This window comes from Microcoleus sp. CAWBG27 (assembly GCF_020883145.1).
Classification (GTDB): domain Bacteria; phylum Cyanobacteriota; class Cyanobacteriia; order Cyanobacteriales; family Microcoleaceae; genus Microcoleus.
In genome coordinates this window covers 284-26,519 of record NZ_JAHREU010000073.1, presented here as the reverse complement: position 1 = coordinate 26,519, position 26,236 = coordinate 284, and the positions used below count along the sequence as shown (strand labels likewise).

The 26,236-nt window shown below is 46.7% G+C and carries 27 protein-coding genes, 1 tRNA gene and 1 pseudogene; 18 read left to right on the top strand and 11 right to left on the bottom strand.

Annotation, left to right across the window (positions count from 1 at the left end; translation table 11 throughout):
• Window positions 1-469 precede the first annotated feature (469 nt).
• Together QZ938_RS27945 and QZ938_RS27940 are read right to left on the bottom strand one after the other, a co-directional pair.
• Entirely contained in the window at window positions 470-3,646 is a 3,177-nt protein-coding gene (locus QZ938_RS27945; protein ID WP_293348821.1) for a CHAT domain-containing protein, read from the bottom strand.
• Window positions 3,647-3,954: 308 nt separating this feature from the next.
• Window positions 3,955-4,758 carry a DUF928 domain-containing protein gene (locus QZ938_RS27940; protein WP_293348818.1) on the bottom strand — a complete coding sequence of 268 codons (804 nt, stop codon included), beginning with the start codon at window positions 4,756-4,758 and terminating at the stop codon, window positions 3,955-3,957.
• A gap of 396 nt (window positions 4,759-5,154) precedes the next feature.
• On the opposite strand from QZ938_RS27940, the gene QZ938_RS27935 reads away from it, so the two are divergent.
• Window positions 5,155-6,651, top strand: coding sequence for a glycosyl hydrolase family 57 (locus QZ938_RS27935; protein ID WP_293348815.1), 1,497 nt, complete (start codon window positions 5,155-5,157; stop codon window positions 6,649-6,651).
• Window positions 6,652-6,874: 223 nt separating this feature from the next.
• Here the strand turns inward: QZ938_RS27935 and QZ938_RS27930 are convergent, their stop codons facing one another.
• Window positions 6,875-7,174, bottom strand: a complete 300-nt coding sequence (locus QZ938_RS27930) for a hypothetical protein (protein ID WP_293348812.1) — start codon at window positions 7,172-7,174, stop codon at window positions 6,875-6,877.
• A gap of 46 nt (window positions 7,175-7,220) precedes the next feature.
• Window positions 7,221-7,835 (bottom strand): DNA-3-methyladenine glycosylase, encoded by a 615-nt coding sequence (locus QZ938_RS27925; protein ID WP_293348809.1) that lies wholly within the window; start codon window positions 7,833-7,835, stop codon window positions 7,221-7,223.
• 20 nt (window positions 7,836-7,855) lie between these two features.
• Between QZ938_RS27925 and QZ938_RS27920 the strand changes: the two genes are divergently transcribed.
• Complete coding sequence (locus QZ938_RS27920) at window positions 7,856-7,978, top strand: hypothetical protein (protein WP_096830678.1); 123 nt, start codon at window positions 7,856-7,858, stop codon at window positions 7,976-7,978.
• Window positions 7,979-8,215: 237 nt separating this feature from the next.
• Here QZ938_RS27920 and QZ938_RS27915 read toward each other — a convergent pair whose 3' ends face one another.
• Window positions 8,216-8,734, bottom strand: a complete 519-nt coding sequence (locus tag QZ938_RS27915; protein WP_293148492.1) for a pentapeptide repeat-containing protein — start codon at window positions 8,732-8,734, stop codon at window positions 8,216-8,218.
• Between the two features lie 493 nt (window positions 8,735-9,227).
• Here QZ938_RS27915 and QZ938_RS27910 point away from each other — a divergent pair, with 493 nt between their 5' ends.
• The gene (locus tag QZ938_RS27910) at window positions 9,228-9,734 is read left to right on the top strand and encodes a hypothetical protein (RefSeq protein WP_293148490.1); all 507 of its coding nucleotides are present in this window, start codon (window positions 9,228-9,230) and stop codon (window positions 9,732-9,734) included.
• Between the two features lie 108 nt (window positions 9,735-9,842).
• On the top strand, window positions 9,843-10,217 hold the full coding sequence (locus QZ938_RS27905) for a translation initiation factor (protein ID WP_293148488.1): 375 nt from the start codon (window positions 9,843-9,845) through the stop codon (window positions 10,215-10,217).
• Window positions 10,218-10,404: 187 nt separating this feature from the next.
• Here the strand turns inward: QZ938_RS27905 and QZ938_RS27900 are convergent.
• Both QZ938_RS27900 and QZ938_RS27895 read right to left on the bottom strand, forming a co-directional pair.
• Window positions 10,405-10,489: transfer RNA gene (locus tag QZ938_RS27900), tRNA-Ser, on the bottom strand.
• Window positions 10,490-10,523: 34 nt separating this feature from the next.
• Complete coding sequence (locus QZ938_RS27895; RefSeq protein ID WP_293148563.1) at window positions 10,524-11,438, bottom strand: TIGR04168 family protein; 915 nt, start codon at window positions 11,436-11,438, stop codon at window positions 10,524-10,526.
• A 213-nt stretch (window positions 11,439-11,651) separates the two neighbouring features.
• On the opposite strand from QZ938_RS27895, the gene nadA reads away from it, so the two are divergent.
• From nadA to QZ938_RS27850, 9 genes are all read left to right on the top strand, one after another.
• Window positions 11,652-12,620 (top strand): quinolinate synthase NadA, encoded by a 969-nt coding sequence (gene nadA, locus QZ938_RS27890; RefSeq protein WP_293148561.1) that lies wholly within the window; start codon window positions 11,652-11,654, stop codon window positions 12,618-12,620.
• 638 nt (window positions 12,621-13,258) lie between these two features.
• Complete coding sequence (locus QZ938_RS27885) at window positions 13,259-13,885, top strand: TIGR04282 family arsenosugar biosynthesis glycosyltransferase (RefSeq protein ID WP_293148486.1); 627 nt, start codon at window positions 13,259-13,261, stop codon at window positions 13,883-13,885.
• Window positions 13,886-14,419: 534 nt separating this feature from the next.
• On the top strand, window positions 14,420-15,136 hold the full coding sequence (locus QZ938_RS27880) for a TIGR04283 family arsenosugar biosynthesis glycosyltransferase (protein ID WP_293148484.1): 717 nt from the start codon (window positions 14,420-14,422) through the stop codon (window positions 15,134-15,136).
• 114 nt (window positions 15,137-15,250) lie between these two features.
• Window positions 15,251-15,760 carry a photosystem I reaction center protein subunit XI gene (locus QZ938_RS27875; RefSeq protein ID WP_293148482.1) on the top strand — a complete coding sequence of 170 codons (510 nt, stop codon included), beginning with the start codon at window positions 15,251-15,253 and terminating at the stop codon, window positions 15,758-15,760.
• Between the two features lie 57 nt (window positions 15,761-15,817).
• A complete protein-coding gene (locus QZ938_RS27870; protein WP_293148481.1) occupies window positions 15,818-15,934 on the top strand; it encodes a photosystem I reaction center subunit VIII in 117 nt (38 codons plus the stop codon).
• A gap of 114 nt (window positions 15,935-16,048) precedes the next feature.
• Entirely contained in the window at window positions 16,049-16,363 is a 315-nt protein-coding gene (locus QZ938_RS27865; RefSeq protein ID WP_293348806.1) for a hypothetical protein, read from the top strand.
• A 192-nt stretch (window positions 16,364-16,555) separates the two neighbouring features.
• Window positions 16,556-17,110, top strand: coding sequence for a hypothetical protein (locus QZ938_RS27860; protein WP_293348803.1), 555 nt, complete (start codon window positions 16,556-16,558; stop codon window positions 17,108-17,110).
• Between the two features lie 136 nt (window positions 17,111-17,246).
• Window positions 17,247-18,134: a hypothetical protein gene (locus QZ938_RS27855; protein WP_293148476.1), complete on the top strand. Its 888-nt coding sequence runs from the start codon at window positions 17,247-17,249 to the stop codon at window positions 18,132-18,134.
• 565 nt (window positions 18,135-18,699) lie between these two features.
• Entirely contained in the window at window positions 18,700-19,272 is a 573-nt protein-coding gene (locus tag QZ938_RS27850; protein WP_293348800.1) for a DUF2996 domain-containing protein, read from the top strand.
• Between the two features lie 255 nt (window positions 19,273-19,527).
• On the opposite strand, the gene QZ938_RS27845 is transcribed toward QZ938_RS27850, so the two are convergent.
• From QZ938_RS27845 to QZ938_RS27835, 3 genes are all read right to left on the bottom strand, one after another.
• Window positions 19,528-20,343: an alpha/beta fold hydrolase gene (locus tag QZ938_RS27845; protein WP_293148472.1), complete on the bottom strand. Its 816-nt coding sequence runs from the start codon at window positions 20,341-20,343 to the stop codon at window positions 19,528-19,530.
• Window positions 20,344-20,470: 127 nt separating this feature from the next.
• On the bottom strand, window positions 20,471-20,593 hold the full coding sequence (locus QZ938_RS27840; protein WP_293348797.1) for a hypothetical protein: 123 nt from the start codon (window positions 20,591-20,593) through the stop codon (window positions 20,471-20,473).
• 59 nt (window positions 20,594-20,652) lie between these two features.
• The gene (locus QZ938_RS27835; RefSeq protein WP_293148468.1) at window positions 20,653-21,378 is read right to left on the bottom strand and encodes a 1-acyl-sn-glycerol-3-phosphate acyltransferase; all 726 of its coding nucleotides are present in this window, start codon (window positions 21,376-21,378) and stop codon (window positions 20,653-20,655) included.
• A 525-nt stretch (window positions 21,379-21,903) separates the two neighbouring features.
• On the opposite strand from QZ938_RS27835, the gene QZ938_RS27830 reads away from it, so the two are divergent.
• The 5 genes from QZ938_RS27830 to QZ938_RS27810 all read left to right on the top strand — a co-directional run bounded on the left by QZ938_RS27830 (window position 21,904) and on the right by QZ938_RS27810 (window position 25,115).
• Window positions 21,904-22,218, top strand: coding sequence for a hypothetical protein (locus QZ938_RS27830; RefSeq protein ID WP_293148466.1), 315 nt, complete (start codon window positions 21,904-21,906; stop codon window positions 22,216-22,218).
• Between the two features lie 128 nt (window positions 22,219-22,346).
• Window positions 22,347-24,074, top strand: coding sequence for a succinate dehydrogenase/fumarate reductase flavoprotein subunit (locus QZ938_RS27825; protein WP_293348947.1), 1,728 nt, complete (start codon window positions 22,347-22,349; stop codon window positions 24,072-24,074).
• A gap of 84 nt (window positions 24,075-24,158) precedes the next feature.
• Entirely contained in the window at window positions 24,159-24,578 is a 420-nt protein-coding gene (locus QZ938_RS27820; protein WP_293348794.1) for a hypothetical protein, read from the top strand.
• A 31-nt stretch (window positions 24,579-24,609) separates the two neighbouring features.
• Complete coding sequence (locus QZ938_RS27815; protein ID WP_096831014.1) at window positions 24,610-24,834, top strand: hypothetical protein; 225 nt, start codon at window positions 24,610-24,612, stop codon at window positions 24,832-24,834.
• Window positions 24,834-25,115: a type II toxin-antitoxin system mRNA interferase toxin, RelE/StbE family gene (locus tag QZ938_RS27810; protein WP_293348790.1), complete on the top strand. Its 282-nt coding sequence runs from the start codon at window positions 24,834-24,836 to the stop codon at window positions 25,113-25,115. The genes QZ938_RS27815 and QZ938_RS27810 overlap by 1 nt, the downstream gene beginning before the upstream one ends.
• A gap of 38 nt (window positions 25,116-25,153) precedes the next feature.
• Here the strand turns inward: QZ938_RS27810 and QZ938_RS27805 are convergent.
• Window positions 25,154-26,107 (bottom strand): annotated as a pseudogene (locus tag QZ938_RS27805) (Uma2 family endonuclease).
• Window positions 26,108-26,236 lie beyond the last annotated feature (129 nt).

The window sequence follows — 26,236 nt, the reverse complement described above, 5'->3', positions numbered from 1 at the left end:
TAGTCCTCTGATTATGAGGACTGAAGTCCTCACTACAAACCGGATTTTAGTTCGTAGTGAGGACTTTAGTCCTCTGATTATGAGGACTGAAGTCCTCACTACAAACCGGATTTTAGTTCGTAGTGAGGACTTTAGTCCTCTGATTATGAGGACTGAAGTCCTCACTACAAACCGGATTTTAGTTCGTAGTGAGAACTTTAGTCCTCTGATTATGAGGACTGAAGTCCTCACTACAAACCGGATTTTAGTTTGTAGTGAGGACTTTAGTCCTCTGATTATGAGGACTGAAGTCCTCACTACAAACCGTTTTTGTTGCTGCTGATTGACTGAACATGATTTAAGTCATTCCCAATCGAAAATCGAAATGACTTATCCAGGCCCGATCGCCTTTCTGTGAAGATTTCAGCCAAAAAACTAATTTTTTCGCGGGATTTGGCAATTCTTTACAAAATTTAACCGAAACTCCCCATTAGGCTTCGCCGATTAGCGTGAAAGCTGCCCAATCTCTGGGATTTGGGTGCTGCTGGATTGTCTCTAACATGGCGTTTCGTAGCGATTGAGCTTTGTTGCCCGTTCGATCGAGGTTTTGATAAAATTTCACCATCAAATCGGCTGTAGGAGCATCTGGCACCGCCCACAAAGACACGATCGCACTGGATGTACCAGCCGAAATTAAAGCGCGAGACAAGCCGATAACCCCGTCACCGGTAATCCGCCCCATGCCGGTATTGCAAGCACTCAAAACTACCAAATCCGCCTGGAGGTGCAGGTGCAAAATTTCCTCAGCCGTCAGCAAACCGCTATCGGTGCGATCGGGTGCAAAGGCGATCGCACTGCCGAGTCCGCGAGTGCGATCGAGCAATCCGTGGGTGGCAAAATGGACGATGCGGGCGTCTGACAACCGCTGAAGCACGGCAGATTTGGTAGCCGAATTCCCCGTCAGGGCTTGGGTTTGGAACAATTGGGCTATCGCGTTAGCTTCGGTTTCTGAATGCGGCAAAGCAGATAACTGCTGCGGAGGTTGGCCCGGTACCAGAGCAACTTCAGGCATCGTCGGATTTCCTACTACTAAAATATCCCCAGCTAAATTAGAATTTTCTTGCCGTTTTTGACTGGTTAATTCCAGAATTTGAATTGCAGGAGCGGTCAGAATAGTATGTTTTTCAATTAAGTATTTCCCAGCAGCATCTTGCAGCGCCGGAAACGGCACAAAAAACAGTTCGCCTTGAGGAATAAAGATAATTTTAGCTGCTGGATCTGTCGGCAACAAATCGGCGATCGGTTCGATTAGCAGTTGATGAAGTTTTTGCAAGCGTGGGTGATTGGTGAGGCTCGATTCCACTTTTGTTGCTACATCAATTGCAGGTCTCTTAATAGTCAACCCTGCGGGCCAAGAGGATTGGGAGAGGGAGAGAATGTTGTGAGTTTTATCGACAGATATTACTTGCCAAGGTTCCCAATTCGGCGCATCATCGTGGAGTTTGACTAAATCGCCCGGGTACATTTTTAGAGTGGGATTGAAATCGCGATTCCTGATGCCGATCGCCTCGCGAGAATCGGCAACCAATTCTTTAAGCGAAGTATGTTCGTAGTTGAGATCAACTTGGCGAAATGCGATTTCACCACTCGGCTGAATTACCCAAATAAAGAGTTCTTCTAAAAAAGAAATCGAATATTCGACAAAAGTTGCATTTTGGGCTCTGGCAATTTCTTGAATGCGATCGATGTTAGGCGGCTTAATATCGGGTATCGCATCTGAATTTGCCGACAACCGAGCACCCAGTAACTCTACAAAAGCTCGCGCGCGCGATCGCTCCGCAATTTCCAGTGCTGCTTCTATTTTGTTCTGGACGATCAGGGTTTTTTCCAAATGGCGGTAAGTTGCGGCTTGGGTTTCAAAAATAGATACTTTAAAGTTATCGCGATCGCTCAATTTGACCCGCAGCGATTCCCAAGTTTGAATTGCATCGCCCAGGACTGTTTCAGCTTCTGCAAACTTGCCAAAGTCAAATAAAGCAAGTCCTAAATTGTTGAGAGTTGCCCCTTCTGATGCGGTTTCGCCGATCGCCCGCGCGATCTCCAAACTCTTGCGGCTGTATTCGATCGCCCGCTGGTACTGCCCCAAACAGCGGTAAGCATTGCCCAAATTTCGGCAGGAAGTTGCTTCCCCAGAGCGATCGCCAATTTCCTGCTGAATATCTAAGGATTGTTTGTAAAATGCGATCGCCCGCAAGTAATGCCCCAAATTACTGTAAGCATTACCCAGAATCACCAAAGAATTAGCTTCCCCAAAGCGGTTGTCAATTTTCGGTGCAAGATTCAGGGACTTCTCACAGTATTCGATCGCCAATTGATTTTTCCCCAGGGAAACATAGGTACGTCCCAAAGCGTTTAAGGAGTTCAATTCTCTATGCTTAGAGTTGAGTTTTATTGCCATATCTAAAGACTGAAGTTGGCATTCGATCGCCTGCTGGTATTCGCCCAGGGAATGATATGCACTCCCCAAATCGCGCCAGAAATTAGGTTCTCCATAGAGGTTGCCGATTTCCGGCTCAATCTTTAAACACTGTTGGTGGCACTCAATTGCTTGCAAGTATTCCCCCAAAGCATTGTAAATATTGCCCAAAGCGTTTAAAGAATCCACTTGTCCAGCGCAGTCGCCGATATCTCGCTGAATATTTAGCGCTTGCTGGTGAGAGTCAATTGCTTGCGAGTATTCCCCCAGCGCGCTGTAAATATTGCCTAGATTGTTCAAAGAATTCGCTTCTCCGTAGCCGTTGCCGTTGTTTCTATGAATATTTAGCGACTCCTGATAGTATTCGATCGCCTGCGAGTATCTTTCCAGGGTATTATTATCACTGTCCGAGAAGGAATCTTGCTCGGGGTGCGCTATTTCTGGTCTCTTCAGAATATTAACAAAAAATTTATTATTAATAGGAGACTGAATCGATCGGTAAATCGACAACACATCTGCCGCCGACAGCGCCTGTTTGTAGAGCTGAATATCTCCAATATTGCCTCGATAAATGCCACCAAAATCGTCCGATCGCCTGCCAACAGTCAGGGGCATATTATTGCTGAGAGAACCCTGTTGGTATATGGGTCTGAATCGGTCATCTACTTCCTTGCCATCGACATACCAGCGCCCTCCATCCACTCGATCGCGATCGACAACAACCGCCACGTGATGCCATTGGCTGTCGCTGACAACTGGGAAAAGAGCCATTTTTTCTGGACGGTGTGCACCACAGTTTAGCCAACCTTTTGCATCCGCTATTTGCAGGTTAATTTTACTTTGATAAATAAACAAACTCCAGCCCTGAATAGGGCCGGAATTTTCAATCCGCTTATCGATAATTTTGACAATACCGTAATCTTCCGTGCGAATCCACGCACAGATAGAAAAGTCTTCTGTGCCGAAATCCAGTAGAGGAGTGACTGGGAAAGTAACGTAACCTCCTGTCAGCAGCAGGCTTTCTTGTGGCCCGTTTTGCGATGGCTCAACAGCACGGCAAACGCTGTCAATTAGCAGTGCTGGAGGGAGATCCGGGCGATCGCTCGCCAAGTTTCCTGCTGCATTAAATGACCAAAGGGCGATCGGTGCTGTATTGAAAGTGTTATAGACGCTTAATATCGGGTATTTCATCAGTTGATAATTGATGGTTAATTATTGGTAATTAGTTAACGCAGTTTTCTCGATCGTTCCGAGAGTCCGACAGGGGTTAAAAACCCCTGTCTCATAGCTAAAGTCCTCTAAAAGAGGACTAAAATAGACCGTAATTTCGATCGTAATTAACAGTCGGTTTCAACCGACTTTTGCTATGAGGCAGGGGTTTAAACCCCTGCCGGACTGCGGGTGTAACGTGTTTGTCAACACCAATCACCTTAAAAATCCCCTACTCCTGGGATTGCGTAAATCCTATTTTAATATTCATCCCTACCTCAAACAAACAGTTATAAAACAATCCCATCCAAAAGCACAAATGGATGCTGCAATAAAGCCTCCCAATCAGCCTCCAAAGTCGCCAGAGAAGATATTTTCTCAAATCCACTTAACTCGGCTAGCGCTTCATACCGCAAATCATTTTCAGCATAAATCAGCAGCCTTTCCTCTAAAGTAGCTACCTGTAATTGACTCAAAAGTTTGTCCCGCAGCGCAACTAATTCAGTAATAGTTTCGTACCACAAACCGTGTTTGGCCAACAGTAAAACGCGATGCCTCAGCGATGCGGTTTCTAGCTGAACTAAGATTTCTGGTGCCAATTTCACTCGCTCAACACACCCGTAGCGAGAGATATTGTCGCAGAAAAAATCCCAGCGATATTTTTTGCCAATTTCCAGAGGAGGTGCATTGGGTGGTAAGAAAAAACTCGCAAGTCCCGCTGTTTTTGCAAGCTGAAAAAATGTTCGGAAAACTACTTCTTGATTTTCTTCGTCTCGCAGCACAAACTCCAAGGGAATGTCATCGGGAAATGGAGCCGGCAAGTACAGCCAAAAAGTCGGATGTGCGATCGCAGTCAATCCTAAATTTAGAGCCGGAATTAAAGCTAAAAAGTGGTGAAGATCGTCGCGGCTACCTGCATCTCCGCGATCGCCCGGTGCACCCCGCGCGGGCGGCTCGTAAGCCAGTACCTGCGGCTGCAAATGCGGTGACTCGGATGAATCCGCGAGCATCGCAGCCAATCCAGGTTGAACAATTGTGACAGCAAGCAGCAAATTAATCGCCGCCTGCTGTAAGAGCAGTTTTTTTTCATTCATAAACTATCTGCGAGGTAGAGGTACAAAGTCTCAGGGCGATCGCACAGCAACCTGACAATAATCATGGCAGACTTTTATCTGCGTTTATCTGTGTTTATCTGCCTTAATTTGCGGTTTTTATAATCAATCATTGTGAACCCAAGTCGAAATATCTGCAACTAAGTGACAAATTCCGAAAAACCTAACTCATTCGATCGCTTTTGTCAACTCAATTTCTTGATGCAAATCGCCAGTTGTCTCGTCTTTTTCCGAATATCGATCGCATAACTAACTCAAAGATTATTCCTAACTTTTCGATACTTACTTAAATCTGCTACCTTTTCTGCTACCCTAAAAGCATATAGCTATCTTACCAAATAGCAGACCGCGTTCCTCCACAATTCTTGAGAAAAACTTATGTCTGCGATCGCACCATCCCCCAACCCACCCGTTTTAGAAGAACTTCGCTCCGGATTGCCCAACATTTGCGGTTCCGAAGCAGAAATCAGCGCCGCTACCAACAGTAACGAACCAGTCTTTTTACCTAAGACAAATCTGCGCCTCGAAAACATTCAAGCCGGATTCGCCTGCGCCCTCCATATGCACCAACCAACCATTCCAGCCGGTGCAAACGGCGAACTAATCTGCAATCTCCAGAATATGTTTGAAAATCCCAACCAAGGAGACAATCACAACGCCGGAGTCTTTGCTTGGTGCTATTCCCGCATGGGAGAATTCATTCCCCAATTGATAGCCGAAGGCTGCAACCCGCGAATTATGCTCGACTATTCGGGCAATTTATTGTGGGGATTGCGCCAAATGGGACGCGATGATGTACTCAACAATCTCAAGCGAATTACCTGCGATCCTCAATACCAACCCCACGTAGAATGGCTGGGGACAATGTGGAGTCACGCCGTTATTCCCTCAACTCCAATCCCCGACATTAAACTCCAAATTCAAGCATGGCAACATCATTTTGCGGCAATTTTTGGCTTGGATGCTTTGAAGCGCGTTAAAGGTTTTTCGCCACCAGAAATGCACTTTCCCAATCACCCCGATACACTGTACGAATACATCAAAGCTTTGAAAGAATGCGGCTACCGCTGGCTGATGGTGCAGGAACATTCTGTGGAAAACCCCGATGGTTCGGGATTGTCGCAAGACCAAAAATACATTCCCAACCGTTTGCAAGCCCGCAATTCTCGCGGCGAAACCATCAGCATTACGGCTTTGATTAAAACTCAAGGTTCTGATACAAAATTGGTTGGACAAATGCAGCCTTATTACGAAGCGAAAGTCCGCAACAAACAGCAAATTGGCAATGTCACGATTCCTTCTTTGGTGACGCAAATTGCTGACGGTGAAAATGGCGGCGTGATGATGAATGAATTTCCCAGCGCCTTTATGAAAGCTTGGCACGAAAACCGCTCTCAAGGTGGCGGAAAATCCGGTGTTGTCGGTTTAAACGGCACTGAATATTTGGAGATAATTGAAGCGGCGGGGGTTAATCCCGATGATTATCCGATTTGTCAGGGAATCAACCAGCACAAAATCTGGCAGTTAGTCGATGCTGATAGTGCGACACCGGAAAAAGTCGAAAGTGCGATCGGGCAACTCAAGCAAACCGACCACAATTTTCACATGGATGGTGCTTCTTGGACAAACGATTTGAGTTGGGTGAAGGGCTACGAAAACGTCCTGGAACCGATGAATCAACTCAGCGCCGCATTTCACCAAAAGTACGATCGGCTGGTGCAGCAAGATGCCACAGTTACCAAGCAGTTTGAATACCAGCAAGCTTTGCTTTACAACTTATTGGTACAAACAAGCTGTTTCCGCTATTGGGGACAGGGAACTTGGACTGATTACGCCCGGGAACTTTACAACCGCGGCGCTGCTTTAATGAAGTAGGAAAATTGATCGTAGGGTGCCCCGGAAACCAACTGTTAGAGTAGTGTCAAATATCTGGACTGACGCACCTTACCGCTTTAATGAAGTAACAAAATTAATCGTAGGGTGCGTCAGCAACCAACTATTTGACCAGTGTCCAATATTAGCTCTGACGCACCCTACACCTGTTAGCAAATTCCGGGCAATTCCCCCTGCCCGATGCCCGATGCCCCATTCCCAATTCCTACATTTCCTGCATCAAACGCAAATAATTTTGCCGCATCTGCGTCATATTTTCCATCATTCTATTGGCCATATCTTTCTCAACCTCGCTCATTTGCTGCCAAAATAAAGCAGAACGCCTGGCAAGAATTGCGTCTTCCCACAACATCTCCAAAAGTTGCGCCGCCATCGGATTTTCAGCATCGATAATTCCGCACAATTGCTCAAAAGCTCGGTTAGCTTCGGCGTGACTCCCAACATCCTGAGCGAGTGTCAGGCATTTTTTGAGTTGTACGATCGGGTTTTCAGAAGAATAAGCCATAATTCGATCGAGATAAGTGACAAAATTTACAGTGACATCTTTGACATTACTTGAATGTAGACACAGCCGCACAGTTCCCAATATACCAACGCCAAGGTAAATCCATCCCTTGCGAAATCCCGAGCCGCGTAGTTTGCACGATATTAATCGTACCTGAGTCGATCGCCTCCTGAAATTGGACACTCCGGTGTTCCAACCGCAGCGCTTGGTCGGAATCCAAGGGTAAACCGCTAAAAGTTCGATCGATCTCCAGCACCTTACACAGCTTCCCAGGCCCGGCCGCGAGGCGCAACTGCTTTTTTTCGGGAATTGCAGCAAACTTGACAGGAGGCGCATCTAGCTGCAAAGCTCGAATCAGCACAGCGCTACCCACTCCCTCCGCATCCGTCACCACGTTAAAACAGTGATACATCCCGTAGATAAAGTAAACGTAGCCGATACCCGCACGCCCGAACATCGCCTGATTGCGAGGAGTCTGCTGTCGGTAAGCGTGACAAGCGGGATCTCCGGGGGCGTAAGCTTCGGTTTCCACAATCATTCCCCGAATAATCTCCCCATCAGGAAACTGTCGCACCAGAGTACAGCCCAGCAAATCAGGCGCTACGCTGGTAGATGGCCGCGCCAGCCAAAAAGATTCTACAATCTGAGTATTTGCACTCATCAAACAGGAGACAGTAAATTATGGACGTTAAGTTAGTTTTAGCAGTCTTGACAGCAGTTTTCACCGTGTGCTGTTTGTTCTTCGGCACAAAAAACGGATTCTACGATAGTGACAAGTATCACGGTAACGGTTCTGCTCACTAATTTTATCTGGTAATTACTGGCCTAAAAAAACCGTCGCCTGTGATTCAGACGACGGTTTTTTGTTTTTTTGAGCGCATTGTCAAGCAATTATATGTCTTGGGTGTATGCCACGCGGTGGATGAATATGTAATTATTGAACCGCGAAGGCGCAAAGTACGCGAAGGAAGATAAGAGCAGAAGCAGGAAAGGATTTCGCAGCAGATATTATCTCATTGACGATCGCTATATTTGCTGGAATTAAGGGTGAATGTTGCCATCGGGCATTTTAGTTCCCTGCATTGTAGCATTCTCGAAATCCGCGCATCCCGGAAGATTGAAACGCATTGTGGCTCCTCGGTCTGTTGATTTCATGTTAAAACCAACTACTGCATTTTCTGGGTTATTCTTTTCGGGTACGGCACTGACTTTAAAATCCATATTTGCTGCTTGACCGTTAGTATCAAGATTGAAACTTATGCCGCTACATCCCAAATCAGAACCAGTCAGGTTGGCTTTATTCAAGTTGGCATTTTTGAGGTTGGCATTCGCCAGTTTTGCTCCCGACAAATTAGCACCTTCTAGGTTGGCTCCCTGCAAGTTAAATCCTTGTAAGTCCATTCCCTTCAAGTTGACATTGCTGAGATTGCATTCGGGACACTGTTTGGTCTCCAGCAATTGCTTGACTTGGTTTTGCTTGTTTAAATCAGGTATGTATTTGACCGCAGCCAATAAAACGGCGATCGACAATCCAGCAGTAACTATATTTTGGATTTTCATAAAAATTCTTAAAAGCCACTGTGGCTTTCTATCTCGGTTAATTATTAATACAGCAGCGCGATCGACCTCTCCTGAATTTCCACAACAAAATTGTCTGTATTTCAGATAAGCCGGTTCGCACAATTAAATCCCGCCTTCTCTCCCTCGGCTGTGCCGCTTTTGGTTTCGGACTCGCCCGTCGGTCTGCTTCACTTCGCTTTGGGCAGCCCACCAACAAACTTTTTTTACCTCAGGCAACGTATGCGCATATACCTGCGGGCTGAAAAAAAAGAAACCTTATTTATATCCCTAGCATGAGCCAATCTTAGAAAAATTTGAGGATGATGAAAGAGAAATGCAATGCCGTACCTGCGCTGTTGTAAGTTCTGGGCAACTACTTTTGTCACAATTGCTTTGAGTAATTAATGTACTTACAAAACGGTTAGCAGCAGCTCAGGTTCCTCAACCTCGCCAGAACACACCCTACCTGTAATCCCGACAATTCGGAGCGGCAATGAACACAATCAAACCCGAAACCAGAAGATCGCGCTTCATGGCTCTGCTGCTGACAACGCTGCTGACCTTTCCGTTTTTGAGTGCTTGCGGTTCTAGCAAGGAAAGTTCGGCTCCCCCGCCGACCGTTGACGACACTCGCGCTGGATCAGTGCAAACTAATCGCGCCACTCCTACGCCCGAAGCAAAAAAAGGATTGAGCAATACTCAAAAAGTAGCGATTACTTTAGCAGGAGCGGCCGCCCTTTACTACATCTACAATCAGCACAAAAATAAACAAGAACAGGGGGCGCAGGGAAAACATTACCTTTCCAAAAACGGTCGGGTTTACTACCGCGATGCCCAAAATCGCGCTCACTGGGTAACGCCACCGCCTGAAGGAATTAAGGTTAATGTTCCTGAGTCCGAAGCAGCGCGTTACCGGGAATTCCAGGGATACAACAACCAAACTACCGGTCGAGACTTGAAAGGCTTGCCGGAAGCTACAAGTCCTGTTCCGGCACAGTAGCCTCACCATTGGAGATTTTAGATTGCAGGTTCCATGATTTTCCCTTAACTCTGGTATTCCCAATCTAAAACAACAGTTTTTCAGCACATAAAACAGAGGAACTTTATCATGGTAGACGGATTTTTTCGGAAGTTAAAAGATGCGATCGTCGGGCCAGACAGCGAGCAAGTCGATCCTGACACCAATTATGAAGATCCCTCAAATCCCGGAGATTTCGCTAACGCCCGCCCGGCCAGCGAAGACCCCTACGGCGACCCCGCCGACTACGGAGACTTTGCTAACGCCCGCCCGGCCAGCGAAGACCCCTACGGCGACCCCGCCGACTCCTATGCGGATGCCGGACAGTTCGGCAACCTGACCCCCGCCAGCGAAGACCCCTACGGCGACCCCGCCGACTCCTATGCGGATGCCGGACAGTTCGGCAACCTGACCCCCGCCAGCGAAGACCCCTACGGCGACCCGGCGGATGAGGAAACCGCTTAAATGGAGTAAGTTGGCTAGAAAAATTACCTGGTAAGCAAAAGCGCCCCTGAGGGGGTGTTTTTTTTGCTAGTTCTCAAAAACGGAGAGGGTGGGACTAGAAAACCATTAGCGCGAAAATTGAGCGAAAAAATTCTTGTCTAACTATAGAATTAACCCAGAAGCCTTGATAGAAAAGAGATAAAAACAACGGAGAGGGTGGGATTTGAACCCACGGAACCTTGCGGTTCACCTGATTTCAAGTCAGGCGCATTCGACCACTCTGCCACCTCTCCAGGCGCATAGATTTTATCATACCAGCAATTGCCGCTAACTACAAGCAGTTGCAGATTCAGTCTGCCGATAAAGAATTTGTTCTCTTTGCACCGCGAAATCTTCCCCTACCCAGACTAGAGACATTTCCGACACTGTTCCTTTTTCCAGCAGGACGATCGAGAAATTCCGCAATTTCGAGCACTCTTTCTCCACAATTCGCGGTACGCTGGCCGCATTCAAATACACCGTACCCTTCGCACTCACCACTGACTTCCGCAACTCGTGCTTAGTGTGTCGCAGTTGGTGGTGCATATGACCAAAAGTTACCAGAGGTATCCGCTTACCAGAATTGCGAGTTCGATCGATCGCCTCCCCAAAATCTGGGTCGCCCCAATCCCCTCCCAGCGGCTTCCAATCACGCCCGCAGGGGTCTTCAGCAGCCTCTCCCAGCCCCGTCGGGCCCGTGTGACCAAGAAAAATCACATTTTCGCAGTCCGCATCTGCCGCCGCCCCTGCAATTAGCCTCGCCGACTCCTCAAAACTTTCTACACCAAACCACTCCGAATAAAAATCGTTGTACTTCCACTCCGAACCCCCCCAAGTAAACGGGCGACTTCCCACCACGGTTATGTCCAATTCGGGAAAATCCCGTTTCCCATAACCGACGTGGGCTTCTCCCATTAAATCTAACTGCTGTTTTACCCGATTCTCAACGGTGCGATCGTAAGGGCACTGACTGCGGCCCCACTCCGTCGCCGTGTACCAAGCGTCATGGTTTCCAAACACTACTGCTTTCGGAATGTCCAAAGATGCGATCGCCCGCACCACATCCACCGACTCGTTCCCAAAATCTCCCACAAACAGCACCAAATCAACGCCAAGATGCTTCAGGGCCTCGCCGTCTTCTGGTTCCCACCGATCGTGAACGTCCCCCACCACTGCAATTTTGATAGATTTAGTCTGATTCATTTGATTTGTCATGCGCGATCGATCCCTAGCCCCTTCTTCTTCAGCATAAGAAACAGCGACCAATTTTTGCACTCTCCCCCAGCCAATTTTAGATTTTAGATTTTAGATTTTAGATTATTTCAACCCAACACCCGCTTACCACCGTTTTTGGTGAATTCAACTATAATTCAAAATATTAAGTCCAGCCGCCACCTTCCCCGGAATATTTTAACTGTGTTTACCACCGCACCTGCTCAAAACTTGACCCAAACCAGACTGCCCGACGACTTGTTCGCAGCAATTAACGCCCTCAAACAAGAGTTAAACGCCGTCATTCTCGCCCACTACTACCAAGACTCCGACATTCAAGACATCGCAGACTTCATTGGCGACTCCCTCGAACTTGCTCGCAAAGCAGCCAACACCAACGCCGATGTCATAGTTTTTGCCGGAGTTCATTTCATGGCGGAAACCGCAAAAATCCTCAATCCCGACAAATTAGTATTGCTACCCGACTTAAATGCAGGGTGTTCCCTCGCCGACAGTTGCCCGCCCGAAGCCTTTGCAGCCTTCAAAGCCGATCGCCCAGACCATTTAGTTATTTCCTACATTAACTGCACCGCCCAAATCAAGGCAATGAGCGACATAATTTGCACCAGCTCCAACGCCGTCAAAATTGTCAACCAAATTCCGAAAAATCAGCCGATAATTTTTGGGCCCGATCGCAATCTCGGCCGCTACGTCATCGAACAAAGCGGCAGACACATGGAACTCTGGCAAGGAGCCTGCATCGTCCACGAAAACTTCTCAGAAAAAAAGATAGTTCAACTCAAAATCGAAAATCCCGAAGCCGAAATCATCGCCCATCCAGAATGCGAACCTCCGGTACTTCGCCACGCCAATTATATCGGCTCAACCACCGCTTTGCTCAAATATTCTCAATCGAGCGATCGCCAAGCTTTTATTGTCGCCACCGAACCGGGAATCATTCACCAAATGCAAAAGCAAACACCGCACAAACGCTTTATTCCCGCTCCTCCTAACAATAATACCTGTGCTTGCAACGAATGCCCCCACATGAGATTAAATACTTTGGAAAAATTGTATCTAGCTATGAAAAATCAAACCCCCGAAATCACCATGTCTCAAGACCTGCAACGAGCCGCCTTGCAACCTATCCAGCGAATGCTAGAAATGAGCTAAGAATCAATAAATAATTGTCAATCAGGTTAGTAGTGAGGAATGCGAGTCCGCATCAGGTTAGTAGTGAGGAATGCGAGTCCGCATCAGGTTAGTAGTGAGGAATGCGAGTCCGCATCAATTACTAGAATTATTCGTTTTTACTACCAACTTTTTTAATCGCAATCGGAGGCACTTGACAAAAGACCCTCTGACTTACAGACTCCATTATACCTCTTGCAAAAATCGGAAAACACCCTGAAATTATCTGCGTTTATCTGCCTTTATATGTGTTTGTATGTCTGAGATATGCCGTTTCTGTATCAATCAAAGACTGATACAAGAGGTCTCTTTTCCACCAGCAGATCTCCCACCCATAAAATATTAGCATTGATGTGCATTCATTGGCTGTTTCCTATTGTATTAAACACTGAGGCAATTGGGGAAATCTAATTTTTGTAAAAAGCATTTCTTTGTTTAAATGCGAGCTTAAGAGTTAGCGTATTGTACAACTCGCGATATCTTAAGCTCGCACTATAAATGCAAAACAGAGATGCTCCAGAGGTCATTCAAGTAAGAATGCGCTAGCAGACTTGGAGTTGGCGGACTAACTCCAAATCCTTAACTCATAAATCATTCCCAAATCTAACATCTAACATTGTATGATTTCCGAAAAACTGATTGTTTTTACCCGCTATCCTGAACCGGGCAAAGCCAAAACTCGACTAATTCCTGTGCTAGGAAAAACAGGTGCTGCCAACCTGCACCGCTTGATGGCACAAAAGGCGATCGCCCGCGCCCGCGCCCTCTCCCTCCAAAACTCCGGGCGATTATCAGTTGAAATTCACTACACAGGCGGCAACCAGCAACAGATGCAAGAATGGTTGGGAACAGATATTATTTATCAAAATCAAATAGAAGGCGATTTGGGTGCAAAAATGACAGCAGCGTTTCAACAATCTTTTAATTCCGGGATTGACAAAGCTGCAATTATAGGAACAGATTGTCCCGCCCTGAAAGTAGAAATCATGGCACAAGCTTTTGACAAACTGAGCCAGCACGATTTAGTTTTGGGCCCAGCAACAGACGGAGGTTATTATCTGATCGGGCTGCGCCGATCGATACCGGAATTGTTCAACGGAATTAAGTGGGGAACCAGTGAGGTATTTGCTTCTACGCGGGCGATCGCCCAAAACCTCGACCTCAATATTGCTTATCTTCCCACTCTTGCCGATATCGATTTACCGGAGGATTTACTTCGTTTAGATCTTAGTATTTTAAATAAATAAACTATATTCATGCGATCCGATCGATCAGAAATTCTGATCTTTTATTTATAAATAATACTTGATTGTGAAACCACAAGGTCATAATATAGTAATTGTATTTGTCTAACCAAATGCAGCGGTTAGACAGCGCTTGCGACAATAGTCGCAAGCGCGAGAAAAAGCCAAAAATTAGCAAATAAAAGCAAATAAATTAGTAAATAATCAAACTAGGGACAGTTTTTGATTGTCAATCTTAGAATCAGGGTTTCAGGGCGATCGAGAACGAGGGCAACGCTTGCCAGACACAGGAATTACCTGCGGGAAATCAAGGGTTATCAGACGCGGAACTCAAAAGGCAAGTTCGCGATCGCACTTTGCGACAAGAGTGAAACCCGGTTTCTTCGTATATTTATCGTGACCAGAGAGTAAAATTCGTAGAAACCCGGTTTCTATCCGCCCCATGTGTCAGCCATCAAACTGTCGCTACCTGTTGAAATAACAGATAAGCTTTGTACAAAACCCGCCCTCTCTCTCTCCAGCGGTGATCGATTCTCTATGCCGCCCGAAAATCTCAATCTCAAAATTTCCATTATCATTCCTGTCTTAAACGAAGCAGCTACAATTGCCTCAGTCATCTCCACCGCCCAAAATGCCAAAAATGTCGAAATTATCGTCGCCGACGGCGGCAGCAACGACGGTACCGCAGAAATAGCAACATCTTTGGGCGTCCGAGTTGTCTCCAGTAGCCAAGGCCGCGCCACTCAAATGAATGCAGGTGTGGCCTTGGCTACTGGAGATATTCTGCTGTTTCTCCACGCAGACACTCTTTTGCCTCCCGGCTACGACTCTGGCGCACGCCTTGCACTAGCCAAACCCCAAACAGTCGCCGGGGCCTTTCAACTCAAGATTGATGCCGGTACGCTCTCTCTGCGGCTGGTAGAAATAGGGGTAAACTGCCGATCGCACTTTCTGCAAATGCCCTACGGCGATCAAGCCATTTTTCTTTATTCATCTACCTTTGACAAAATCGGCGGTTTTCCTGACTTGCCCCTTATGGAAGACTTTGAATTCGTGCGGAGGTTGAAAACACAAGGCCGCATCCAAATCGTACCCCAACAAGTCCTGACATCCGCCCGCCGCTGGCAGCAGCTTGGGGTACTCAAAACCACCGCCATCAATCAAATAGTAATTATTGCTTATTTTTTCGGAGTGTCGCCCGATCGACTCGCTTTCTGGTATAGGAGACAAAAGAAAAATTCTTCCCAAAACTAAAGAATAGTGAACTTTTCTAAAGCTAGCAGCCAATTATGCAAATAGGAAACACGTCCCTGCGTAAAATATGACTTGAACGCCTCAATTTTTACGCACAGCGAGGAAAAAGAGAATATGGCCGATCCCAGAGATGCAGAGCTTATTAAACCCTTTAACGGCGACCCCTTCACGGGTCATCTCGCAACTCCCATCAGTGCTTCTGATTTCACACAAGCATTCATTGGGAATTTGCCCGCCTACCGCAAAGGACTCTCACCCCTAGTTCGAGGTTTAGAAATCGGTTTGGCACACGGTTATTTCCTTGTCGGCCCCCAAATCGTCTTAGGCCCACTGCGGGATTATCCAGAAGCAGCTAATCTCGGCGGATTAATTACAGCCCTCGTCTTAGTTCTGCTCGGCACAACAGGTATGTCTGCCTACGGTTTAGTCTCTTTCAAAAATGACAATAGCAGCTACCCAAGCGCCAATCCCATGACTCCCGAAGCCCTGAAAACCGGCGAAGGCTGGAGCCAGCTCACTGCTGGTTTCTTCATTGGCGGGATGAGCGGCGTCTTTGCTGCCTACTTCTTACTCGAAAACTTTAACGGCATTGATGCCATTTTCCGGGGTTTAGTCAACAATTAGACTCCACTCCCAAATATCCCTGTTGGAACGCACTAACTTTAGTTTGGAGAATTTGATATGACAGGTTCCTACGCTGCTTCTTTCTTGCCTTGGATTTTGATTCCGGTAGTTTGCTGGCTGATGCCGGTTGTGGTAATGGGTTTGTTGTTTATTCACATTGAAAGCGACGCCTGAGCTTTACCCACAAAGCAAGAGCTAAGTTGGAATGCCGAAATAACATGATTGACGGACAATTTCTCTGAAACCTCTAGATAAATCTAGGGAAAATCAGCGAAAATTGTTTTGAGATTGCTGGCAATCAAAAAACTTAGTTTCTTTTACCCCATCCCCAGAATTGATCTGTGGAGCAATCTTTCTTTCTTCTTCCTTCAAAACTCGCAATTGCAAAAAATCCTCTGCCTGCGGGCAGAGGATTTTTTGGCAAAGAACACAAATCACTCGCTGGGGGAAGACAAATTGGTAAATCGTGAGCCACACTTGTTATCAGAAAATTGGGTTAAAAACCCCGTCCTTTCAGGACGGCTTTTTACCATTGTTAAGTACAATGACAAATCCATCTCCACAAATGAATATGGTAGAATAACCACATCAGACAAGATGTAAAAACCTACCCCCTCCCGGTGGGAAAGTCTACGCCCAAAACATTTTTTAGGAGATATGACTGCGCACTCTTTTGTGCAAACGTGGTCAGCCTGGGAACCCTAGCAATAGGGATATTTTGACCCAAAAGTCTTAAGAATCCTCGTACCTTTAGGTCGGGGAGTGTCAAGGAAACCTACTAATGAGGAGAGAGCAATGCAATTTCCCCCCGCACGCCGAATCTTAGCTCCATTCCTGATCTCGGTACTGCTGCTCGTGACTTCCTGCAGTCAGACTCAGCCCCCATCCCGCTGGGACAAAGCCCAGGAGGAAAGCACCCAAAAACCTGCTAAAACCAAGCAGACAAATGCTGACAAATCAACTGCTCAAAGTCAAAACCTCCCCAAAAAGGCAGTTGCAGGTGGCAAATTAAATAAATACTTCCCTTCTGCTGGCGGCGGATTCGATCGCGTTTTCGCTCAAGAAAAATCCGGTTTTGCTGAAGCTAAACTAAACAAAGGCGGCAAAAATGTCGCGGTGCTTTCGATTAATGACATCGCCGGCAACCCCACCGCTGGGGAAAAATTTAAGGAAAGTACCAAGCAAATTAGCGGCTATCCCGCCGTCAGTCAGGGTTCTAACATCACTGCTGTTTTAGTGGCAAACCGCTATCAGGTGAAAGTTCAATCCCGCGATCCCTCTTTTACCGCTAGCGAACGCGAAGCTTGGCTGTCAAAATTTAACCTGGGCGGCCTTGCTAGTGTGAAATAGCAGTGTCTGAGATCGAACTTCTCCCCCGACTCTAGCTCTGGTGCTATCAAAACTAAGTCTGCCAGAATCAGACTGTGAAGTTCTTGCCATCTACCAAAAGTAATACCTTTGATTTCTGTTCAACAAGGAGTTTTTTGTGAGCAAAACAGTCTTTGAATTAGTCGATCAATTGCCTAAAGACAACATGACTGTCAAAGCCCTACGAGCGCTTGACTTTGTGGTTCCAGGTGAGTGGAACAATTTAGTTGGCTTTGAAAATACGATTCGTACAGTTACTGGCGAAACTGACGAAGATATGATCCAGCAAATTGGCGATCGTGCTATCACCCTCTACAACGATAAATCGGAAGGCTACCAGCGCGCTCTGTGGCTTTACCAAACGATCGACAGTGCCTCTAGCGCCCTCGGTACAGCAGCCCTCGCCAACAAAGTCGCCCAAAATGTGCCGTTTTTGTCCGTGCTGGGAAATCTCACCCCCAAGCCTGAAAAAGCTCAGACGATCGACCTTTCTCTAAAGTTAGTCACTGAATTGCTCGCTTTTTGCCAAATTAACGGCATTCCTGGCGACAGCATCGGCGATTTTGCCGGGGCTTTGGGCGACTACGGCGGTGAATCCCTGATGCGGATGGCTGCTTTGGTTTGTTTTGACGGCTTGATTCCCCTGGGCCCAGACTTTATCCTGATGACTCAGGATTGGATTGCCAAGCTGTCCCCCAGCGATATGCAAGACAATCCGGCGTTTAAGTCGATCGGCTCTATGATTCCTGGTGGTAATCCCGCAGGCCAACTCGGCTTTATCGGCGAAAGCTTTAGCTCGGTTTCCGGCTGGATGGGCTCTTTTGTGAGCGATCGAGGTTTGACTCCCCAAAACGTCCTCGGCCACTTGCAGAATTTTGTCGAAATTTCTGCCGACAAAGTGGACTACGTGGGCGCTTTCCTCGACATGACTACCAATTACTACGAACACACCGGCGTTCAAACTCTCGCCCACCGTTTGATTGAACGAGCTGTCGCTGAGATTTAAAATAAGCATAGTCCTCAGTCATTAGTCAGCAGTCATCGGTCATTAGTTAGTGGTTATTAGTTATTGGTTATTAGAAACAACAACTAAAACTAACAACCAACAAATAACAAATAACTACTGACTGCTGACTGCTGACTCCTTGCCGAAAAATGAGGCGCAAGCCCCGTCCTTTTAAGGCTGGGGTCTAGCCTATTAGCGACTTCAGTTGCCTTGGAGCGAGTGCGCGACGACCGCCACAGTGGTAAAATCCAGAGGTGAGTAAGAATAACCATCTACGTATTGAATCAACCTAGTGCGGAGAAATCCCGGCAACCGAGATATCTGGCGCCAGACCCAGAATACTTAAAGGGCAAATAAAGGCAGGTTGAGGAGCGTACCTATCTGGCAAGAGTGATGGACTCGGAAAACAAACAAATAAAAAGTAAGCCCAATAGCCACAAGCTTGAGGGTCTAGAGGGATATTTGAATGTCCCACTGTCGCCCTTTTGGGTGGGCAGGAATCCCCCTGGCTTTAGCCCTGGGGAGGTTCAATCCTCTACTCATCACTTTTTAAAAGGAAGCACCAATGGCAGAAGAACCGAAAAATCCAGCAGCAGGCGAAGCCGAAACAGAGACCCTTTCTGCTGAAAACGCTCCGAGTTCCGACACTCCCGAAACCAGTGACATCCCCAGCGCTGATAAGCCTGCGCCCGCTGCTAAAAAAGTGGCCGCCAAGCCAGACGGTGACAAGCCTCCAGCTAAAGCTAAAAAGGAAAAAGCACCCGCTGTTGAAGACAAGCCCTTTGCGGAATTTATTCAACAAGATTATTTGCCCGCCTTGCAAACTGCTTTAACTAAACAGGGCGTTAAGGATTTAGATGTGAGTTTGACCAAGCAAAAACTCCCCGTTGCTGGCATGAGTTCCGCCGGAGATTGCTGGCAGGTAATTGGTAAATTTCAAGAAGGTCAGCGCCAATTTAACTTGTATTTTCCTCAAGAAGATATTCAAAGTCAAAGAGCATTTTCCTGCGCTGAAAATAACACAAAAACCAGCACTTTAGAGCCTTTTTTGATAGACGAGCGCAAGATTACCCTAGACCTCATGGTCTTTGGTGTCGTCCAGCGGCTTAATGCTCAAAAATGGCTAAATCTTAATTAGTTAATTGGGGATTGGGCATAGGGCATAAGAAATTAGCCCGCATAGGGAATTGGAAATTATCACTAGCCAATAACAACCAATTCCCAATTATATCACATCCTGTCGATTACCATCACAAAAACAGTTTGTAGTGTGGACTTTAGTCCGCAACATACTGCGGACTAAAGTCCACACGTGCGTTCCTTACTTATTGCGGTCAATCGACCCGACACGATATTACCCAATGCCCAATGCCCAATGCCCCATAACTAATGACTAATGACTGCTAACTAATGACAGATTTTCTGTGGATTCTGCCAAAAAATTGCGAGCTTGGATAATTGCGTAAAGGTCAACATCAGTTTCCAACAAACAAGCATGACCGCTATTAGCCAGCATCACCTTTTCAGCATTCGGAATTACCTTGACTAAAAGCTTCCCTTCTGCCATAGAAGGCAGCAGCCGATCGGCACCGCTAGCAATTACTAACGTCGGCTGTTCGATCGCACGCAACTGATTTTCATCAACATTGAACGATCGCACTAACGCCAATCTCCACACAGACGTGTGTTGCGGTACCGCTTGCATCGCTTCCAGCAAAGCTCGCCGCTCGTCCCGCCCAATCTTTCCTAAGGATGCTAATATCGGCAACAGACCGATTACCGATAGCGGATAAAGATTCGCCGGCAGCCACTGAGTCAGGTGAGAACCCCACTGCACCCAAGGCTGTTGTCGGAATGAAGAAGCTGGATTAACTAAAATTAGTCGATCGCACAATTGGGGAGCTTCTAAAACAACTTTTATCGCTAAACATCCTCCAAATGACTCGCCGCACAGATAAACTGGTCGCTGATTGCCTTTCTTTTCTGCTTCAATTAAGGCAATTGTTTCCTTAACCAGTACCTCCCAGCTAGCCATGTCGTCGGCCGGTATCGCTAAGCAGCGAATGTCGAAATGCGGAGCTAATTTAGGAATTTGCGATCGCAGCAGCAAACCGCCCCCGTCCATACCGGGCAGAAATACAAATAAAGGGCGATCGGGTTTTGGCGGTTTCGGGCACAGAAAACGAACCTTGTTGTTAGCAGTTGCCATGATTAAACTTAATCTGGTAATTGGTAATTAATAATTGGGCATGGGGCATGGGGCATGGGGCATGGGGCATGGGGCATGGGGCATGGGGCATAGGGCATGGGGCATACATCACCACGCTTGAAAACCGCTATAGTTGGTAATTGGTAATTGGTAATTGGTAATTGGTAATTGGTAATTGGTAATTGGTAATTGGTAATTGGTAATCTTGCTCGCAAAGCCGAAGGGTAGCAATTGGTAGTTGGTAATTCATTGCTCGTTTTGACAACAGTCAACAGTCAACAGTCAACAGTCAACAGTCAACAGACTTCTTTACAAACATCCTCGATCGAGTAATTGTGCAATTTCCCCCTGACAGTGTTCTGTAAGTTCAGCCACAACTGCTTTGGCTTTTTTGCCTCGATACTGCTGCTGTCGATCGACTGTAATCCAGTAAGGGCGGCCGATTAAAATATTAACTCGTTGATAAACTATCACAGGATGCCACCCAGCGCGATCGAACAACGGTTCGGAAGGATCGAACAAACTCAGCAACTTCAGCGGTAAACCCGATCGCACCGACTTTTCCTCCATCGAAGCAATCGCCACCGGCAATACCGCCAAATCCCGCACCGGCGCCCGCAAAGCCAAATGAGCAAATCCCCGCTGAAACTTCCCGATGGTATTGGGTTGAGTAAAGTTCACCATCGGTTCTGCACCCTCAGGAAACACCCCCACCATCTCCCTGTCTTGTAGCAGCGCCGTCGCTTGAGCGAAAAAATGTTGCTGTCGGTGCTCCGGTGCTTCCAAAGGAAAAGCCCCAAAACTCGTGACAAGTTCCCGAATCACTGGAACTTGACCCATGTAGTGATGACAAGCAAACCGGATCGATCGACCCAAACCCGCTGTCAGCACCACAGGATCTAAGAAACTGCGGTGATTGCTCACCACCAGTACCGGACTTTCTTGCGGAATCCGCTGCTGGTGGTGTACAAACATCTGCGTTCCCACACCAGCCAGGAAACAGCGCGAAATCATTAATGTGCGATCGGAAGACATGGGCTAAAGCACAGGTAAAACGCTATAAAGGTTGATTACATACCCATGCAGCTTAACATTACTTTACAAAAATCGCGATCGGTCAAAAAGTAGACTTTCCCCTTGTACCTTTCTGTCGTAGTCCTGCACGCACGGGGGTTCAGAAACCGGGTTTTTTGCGAAAATACGCGTTACAGGCGCCAAAACAGTAAAAAACCCGGTTTTTTTTGTCGAAGTGCCTAAGTCTGGTTTCGTATTCCTCACGCACGGGGGTTCAGAAACCGAGTTTTTTGCGAAAAGACTCGTTACAGGCGCCAAAACAGTAAAAAACCCGGTTTCTTTGTCGAAGTGCCTAAGTCTGGTTTCGGTAAAATTTCCCAGTCAGAAGCACAAATGTATAAAGTCTTGTTGCAAACTTCTATAAAAATGTTTAAAACAACGCAAAAAGCAAGTTGCAGCAGCTAAAATTAAAAATTTACAGTCGGCATTGACGGACTGTCAAAGTATTTTTCGACAAGTCGTAATAGCAATCTCCCGAGGCATCAAATGGATAACATTCAAAACTATCGCCTTAAATGTACCCTCACCTTTGGCGACATTTACGGTCAAATCATTGTTTGGCTGATAGTCATCTTCCTGAGTCTAGCGTCCGCACTCGCCCTCTGGAGCAGCGCCCGCCAAATCTACGCCTTGGCGACAGTTGGCTTGATTTTAGTGCTGTCTCTGCCATTCTTGCTCTTTGCTTTCGTGACAACTCTACTCAATAACATAGAAGTGCTTTCTGTAGACCCCGCCACCGAAGATCAACCTTCTGCAACGGGAAATCAGTCCCATCAGAGGTCTGTCGAAAGCGTCGGCTAGTCCAATTTGAAATTTTAGACTTTGATTTTCGATTGAAATCAAAAGTTAAGAAACTTCCCGATGTTTTGGTAGGAAGTTTTTTTTTGCGTCACGATAAGTTGAGGAGAACACTCAAAATAATTCAAAAAATGCTAGAACACGACGTGATAATAGTTGGCGGCGGTTTAGCAGGTTGCCGCGCAGCCGTAGAAATTGCCCGGACTGACCCCAGTTTAAAGGTAGCTGTTGTTGCCAAAACTCACCCGATTCGATCGCACTCTGTCGCCGCCCAAGGCGGCATGGCCTCCAGCCTGCAAAATGTCGATCCAGATGACAGTTGGAAAGCCCACGCCTTTGACACAGTAAAAGGTTCAGACTATTTAGCCGACCAAGACGCCGTAGAAATCCTCACCCGCGAAGCGCCCGGTGTCATCATCGATTTAGAACACATGGGAGTCCTCTTCTCGCGCCTAAGTGACGGCAGAATTGCCCAGCGCGCTTTTGGCGGACATTCCCACCGCCGCACCTGCTACGCCGCCGACAAAACCGGTCACGCCATCCTCCACGAATTAGTCAACAATCTCCGCCGTTACGGAGTTCACATCTATCAAGAGTGGTATGTCACCCGCCTGATTTTGGAAGCAGGCCAAGCCAAGGGCGTAGTTATGTTTAACCTAATAGACGGCGAAATTGCCGTCGTGCGCGCGAAGGCGGTGATGTTTGCTACGGGGGGTTACGGCCGAGTTTACAACACTACCTCGAACGATTACGCCTCGACTGGAGACGGTTTGGCGATGGCGGCGATGGCAGGGTTGCCACTGGAAGATATGGAGTTTGTGCAGTTTCACCCGACGGGTTTGTATCCGGTGGGAGTGTTGATTTCAGAAGCTGTGCGGGGTGAAGGGGCTTATTTGATTAATTCCGAGGGCGATCGATTTATGGCGAATTATGCCCCGTCGCGGATGGAATTGGCGCCCAGGGACATTACATCGCGATCGATTTCCTTAGAAATTCGTGCAGGTAGAGGAATTAATCTCGATGGTAGTGCAGGCGGCCCCTTTATCTACCTCGATTTGCGGCACATGGGACGGGAAAAAATCATGACCAAAATACCTTTTGCTTGGGAAGAAGCGCACCGTTTACTAGGAATTGATGCCGTAGACCAGCCGATGCCAGTGCGTCCTACGGCTCACTATTCAATGGGGGGAATTCCAACTAATATTGGCGGACAAGTTCGTAGCAGTGCTGACAGTTTGGTGGACGGTTTCTTTGCGGCCGGCGAAGCAGCTTGCGTCTCTGTTCACGGCGCTAACCGTTTGGGCAGCAATTCGCTTTTGGAATGCGTAGTTTACGGCAAAGTTACTGGCGCAACCATAGCACAATTTGTCCAAAATCGCAAGTTACCCGCAGTAGACGAACAGCGTTATATTCAGGAAACCCAAGAACAAATTCAAGCACTTGTAGACCGTCCCGGACAATACCGAATTAATCAAATTAGGCAAAAGTTCCAAGATACGATGACCGAGTATTGTGGAGTATTTCGTAGCGCCGAATTGATGCAGGAAGGTTTGCATAAATTGGAGGAATTGGAAAAACAATATCAAGAAGTTTACTTGGACGACAAGGGTAAATCTTGGAATACGGAAATTGTGGAAGCTTTGGAATTGCGGAGTTTGATAATCGTGGGGAGAATGATTTTAACTTCAGCCTTGAACCGTCAGGAAAGTCGGGGCGCTCATTCGCGGGAAGATTTTGCCGATCGCGATGATGAGAAGTTCTTGAAGCATACGCTGGCGTATTATTCGCCTGCGGGGATTGATTTGGCTTATATGCCGGTGGCGATTACGATGTTTGAGCCGCAGGAACGTAAATACTAGAAGCTAGTTTGAAATCCTTGTTCTCGCGCTGAACTTGGGAACAAGGAAAATCTTACACACAGCAGAAGTGAAAAATGCTAAGATATGATAAATTTGGCTAAAATTAATAAAAAATATTGTGGTTCTGAAGAGGCAGTATTTATGTGGGAAGCTATCGCAGCTTGTGCAAGTGTATTTATGGCATGGCTTTCATGGGAAGAACATAAGCGTAAAAAAGAAGAACATGAAGCAAAATATCGTCGTGGAGAAATGGAATCCAGAAGCTTTACATTTCCAGAAATAGCGCCATCACAACCTGCACAAAAGTCTACATTTTTTCTGTTTCGTGAAGTTGATGGTTGTATTTGTGGAATAGCTTTTTGGATTCTCTGGTTTTGTCTATTATCAATGGTTTTCTTTGCTGTTTTCGGCAACACAAACCAAGAGTTTGTGGTTATTTTTTTTATTCTAGGGATACCATTGGGAAGATATGTTCAAAAAAAAGTTCACCCTTGGTTGAAATGAAAATAATCTAGTAATTTACAGAACAATAAATATGAGTAAAACGACACAGACATCTCAATTCCAGCAAGCTCTTGAAGCTGTAGAAGTTTTATCATTAGAAGATCAAGCCATGCTTCTAGATATTCTTCAGAATCGCCTGCGACAACAGCGACGAAATGAATTACTAAAGGAAGTGGCAGAAGTTCGTCAAGAGTATGCTGAGGGAAATGTTAAATTTGGTTCTGTAGCCGATTTTATGGCGGAGTTGGATGATTGATGAAAATTGGTTGGACTCCCAAATCTATTCGTTATTTCAAGAAGTTAGTTCGTAAAAATCCTCAGCTTCGCCCTTTAATTGAAGCAACCATACAACTGTTGTCTGAAGACTGCTTTCACCCTAGCTTGCGAACTCACAAACTGGCGGGAGATTTATCGGGTATCTGGTCATGTTCAATAGACTATGATTATCGGATTTTATTTGAGTTTGTCACCGATCCAGAAGATGAAGAGGAAGCGATTTTATTGCTCAAAATGGGTTCCCACGATGAAGTCTATTAAGACCGATCGCCCTTTTCCCCAATTTCCCTCCCACGCTCTCACTCTCCACCATCCTCCGCAACTTCGTCCACCGATAAACCTAACGCCTCCGCCACCTGTTCCGCACTCAATCCCATTCCCAACAACCGAGGAATTGCAGCCCTTCTTGCCTGAGCTTCAGCTTGTTGTGCCTGCTCTGCACTGTCAGCCCGCAATCTTTCTTGTTCGGCTCGCAATCTTTCTTGTTCGGCTCGCAATGTTTCTTGCTCGGCCCGCAGCCTTTCTTGTTCGGCTATTTCCCGCTGTTGTTCCCCCCGCAATCTCTCCAATTCCGCTCTTTCATCGCCAATCAACAGCAAATTACCTTCCTCATCCCACCAACGCAGCCACAGCATGGTTTGATTCTGATAACTTCCTTGCCAAAGTCCCAATTCTACGCCTAAAGGTGCGATCGCAAAATGACCCCGTTCATTCAGTTCCAAAAGTTGATAATACCCGTCAATCAACCGATAAACTGCTAATCTGCCGCTGTTAATTTCATAGATGCCGTAATACGGAATTCGCATCACCCGTTCGTAAGCCCAAAACTTTCCGGGTTTCGTGATTACCCCTTCGTCTGTCCGCGACAACGGAGTAATATCCCGCTCTTCATCGCCATTTCCGCTAGCAAATTCCAACGCGATTAACGGTGCTATGTGTTCGCGCCATAACACGTAGGAACGCCGAATTTGACCGTCTAAATTAGGAGGTACATTGGGAACGTAAAACCAATCAGGAGCTTCTGCACCTTTTTCCGGTGGATCGGTTTCTCGCCAATAAATGCCGCAGTCTTGACCGATCGCATATTACCCGTCAGGATGCCGCTGCTGCAAAATCTGGCCGATCGAATCTGTTAAAATTAAACTTTGTGGATGCTCCTGGAAATTTTTCACAAAAGTACCATCCGACTCTGGTAATTGAGTGTGGTCTGGAAAAGCAGGAGGTAGAACAACGCGGTCAACGCTTTCGGTCATAATTCCCTCCGAGGTCTGACTTAATTTATAATATCATGTCCCAGGTTCGTAGTGAGGACTTTAGTCCGCATCCAATCAAAGGACTGAAGTCCTCACTACAAACCTTATAATCCCAGGTTCGTAGTGAGG

What these genes read in the sequence shown, in the direction of transcription:
- QZ938_RS27945 (WP_293348821.1), bottom strand. Translation starts at nt 3,646, where the DNA reads ATGAAATACCCGATATTAAGCGTCTATAACACTTTCAATACAGCACCG.
- QZ938_RS27940 (WP_293348818.1), bottom strand. Translation starts at nt 4,758, where the DNA reads ATGAATGAAAAAAAACTGCTCTTACAGCAGGCGGCGATTAATTTGCTG.
- QZ938_RS27935 (WP_293348815.1), top strand. Translation starts at nt 5,155, where the DNA reads ATGTCTGCGATCGCACCATCCCCCAACCCACCCGTTTTAGAAGAACTT.
- QZ938_RS27930 (WP_293348812.1), bottom strand. Translation starts at nt 7,174, where the DNA reads ATGGCTTATTCTTCTGAAAACCCGATCGTACAACTCAAAAAATGCCTG.
- QZ938_RS27925 (WP_293348809.1), bottom strand. Translation starts at nt 7,835, where the DNA reads ATGAGTGCAAATACTCAGATTGTAGAATCTTTTTGGCTGGCGCGGCCA.
- QZ938_RS27920 (WP_096830678.1), top strand. Translation starts at nt 7,856, where the DNA reads ATGGACGTTAAGTTAGTTTTAGCAGTCTTGACAGCAGTTTTCACCGTG.
- QZ938_RS27915 (WP_293148492.1), bottom strand. Translation starts at nt 8,734, where the DNA reads ATGAAAATCCAAAATATAGTTACTGCTGGATTGTCGATCGCCGTTTTA.
- QZ938_RS27910 (WP_293148490.1), top strand. Translation starts at nt 9,228, where the DNA reads ATGAACACAATCAAACCCGAAACCAGAAGATCGCGCTTCATGGCTCTG.
- QZ938_RS27905 (WP_293148488.1), top strand. Translation starts at nt 9,843, where the DNA reads ATGGTAGACGGATTTTTTCGGAAGTTAAAAGATGCGATCGTCGGGCCA.
- QZ938_RS27895 (WP_293148563.1), bottom strand. Translation starts at nt 11,438, where the DNA reads ATGAATCAGACTAAATCTATCAAAATTGCAGTGGTGGGGGACGTTCAC.
- QZ938_RS27885 (WP_293148486.1), top strand. Translation starts at nt 13,259, where the DNA reads ATGATTTCCGAAAAACTGATTGTTTTTACCCGCTATCCTGAACCGGGC.
- QZ938_RS27880 (WP_293148484.1), top strand. Translation starts at nt 14,420, where the DNA reads ATGCCGCCCGAAAATCTCAATCTCAAAATTTCCATTATCATTCCTGTC.
- QZ938_RS27875 (WP_293148482.1), top strand. Translation starts at nt 15,251, where the DNA reads ATGGCCGATCCCAGAGATGCAGAGCTTATTAAACCCTTTAACGGCGAC.
- QZ938_RS27870 (WP_293148481.1), top strand. Translation starts at nt 15,818, where the DNA reads ATGACAGGTTCCTACGCTGCTTCTTTCTTGCCTTGGATTTTGATTCCG.
- QZ938_RS27860 (WP_293348803.1), top strand. Translation starts at nt 16,556, where the DNA reads ATGCAATTTCCCCCCGCACGCCGAATCTTAGCTCCATTCCTGATCTCG.
- QZ938_RS27850 (WP_293348800.1), top strand. Translation starts at nt 18,700, where the DNA reads ATGGCAGAAGAACCGAAAAATCCAGCAGCAGGCGAAGCCGAAACAGAG.
- QZ938_RS27845 (WP_293148472.1), bottom strand. Translation starts at nt 20,343, where the DNA reads ATGGCAACTGCTAACAACAAGGTTCGTTTTCTGTGCCCGAAACCGCCA.
- QZ938_RS27840 (WP_293348797.1), bottom strand. Translation starts at nt 20,593, where the DNA reads ATGAATTACCAACTACCAATTGCTACCCTTCGGCTTTGCGAGCAAGAT.
- QZ938_RS27835 (WP_293148468.1), bottom strand. Translation starts at nt 21,378, where the DNA reads ATGTCTTCCGATCGCACATTAATGATTTCGCGCTGTTTCCTGGCTGGT.
- QZ938_RS27830 (WP_293148466.1), top strand. Translation starts at nt 21,904, where the DNA reads ATGGATAACATTCAAAACTATCGCCTTAAATGTACCCTCACCTTTGGC.
- QZ938_RS27825 (WP_293348947.1), top strand. Translation starts at nt 22,347, where the DNA reads ATGCTAGAACACGACGTGATAATAGTTGGCGGCGGTTTAGCAGGTTGC.
- QZ938_RS27820 (WP_293348794.1), top strand. Translation starts at nt 24,159, where the DNA reads ATGATAAATTTGGCTAAAATTAATAAAAAATATTGTGGTTCTGAAGAG.
- QZ938_RS27815 (WP_096831014.1), top strand. Translation starts at nt 24,610, where the DNA reads ATGAGTAAAACGACACAGACATCTCAATTCCAGCAAGCTCTTGAAGCT.
- QZ938_RS27810 (WP_293348790.1), top strand. Translation starts at nt 24,834, where the DNA reads ATGAAAATTGGTTGGACTCCCAAATCTATTCGTTATTTCAAGAAGTTA.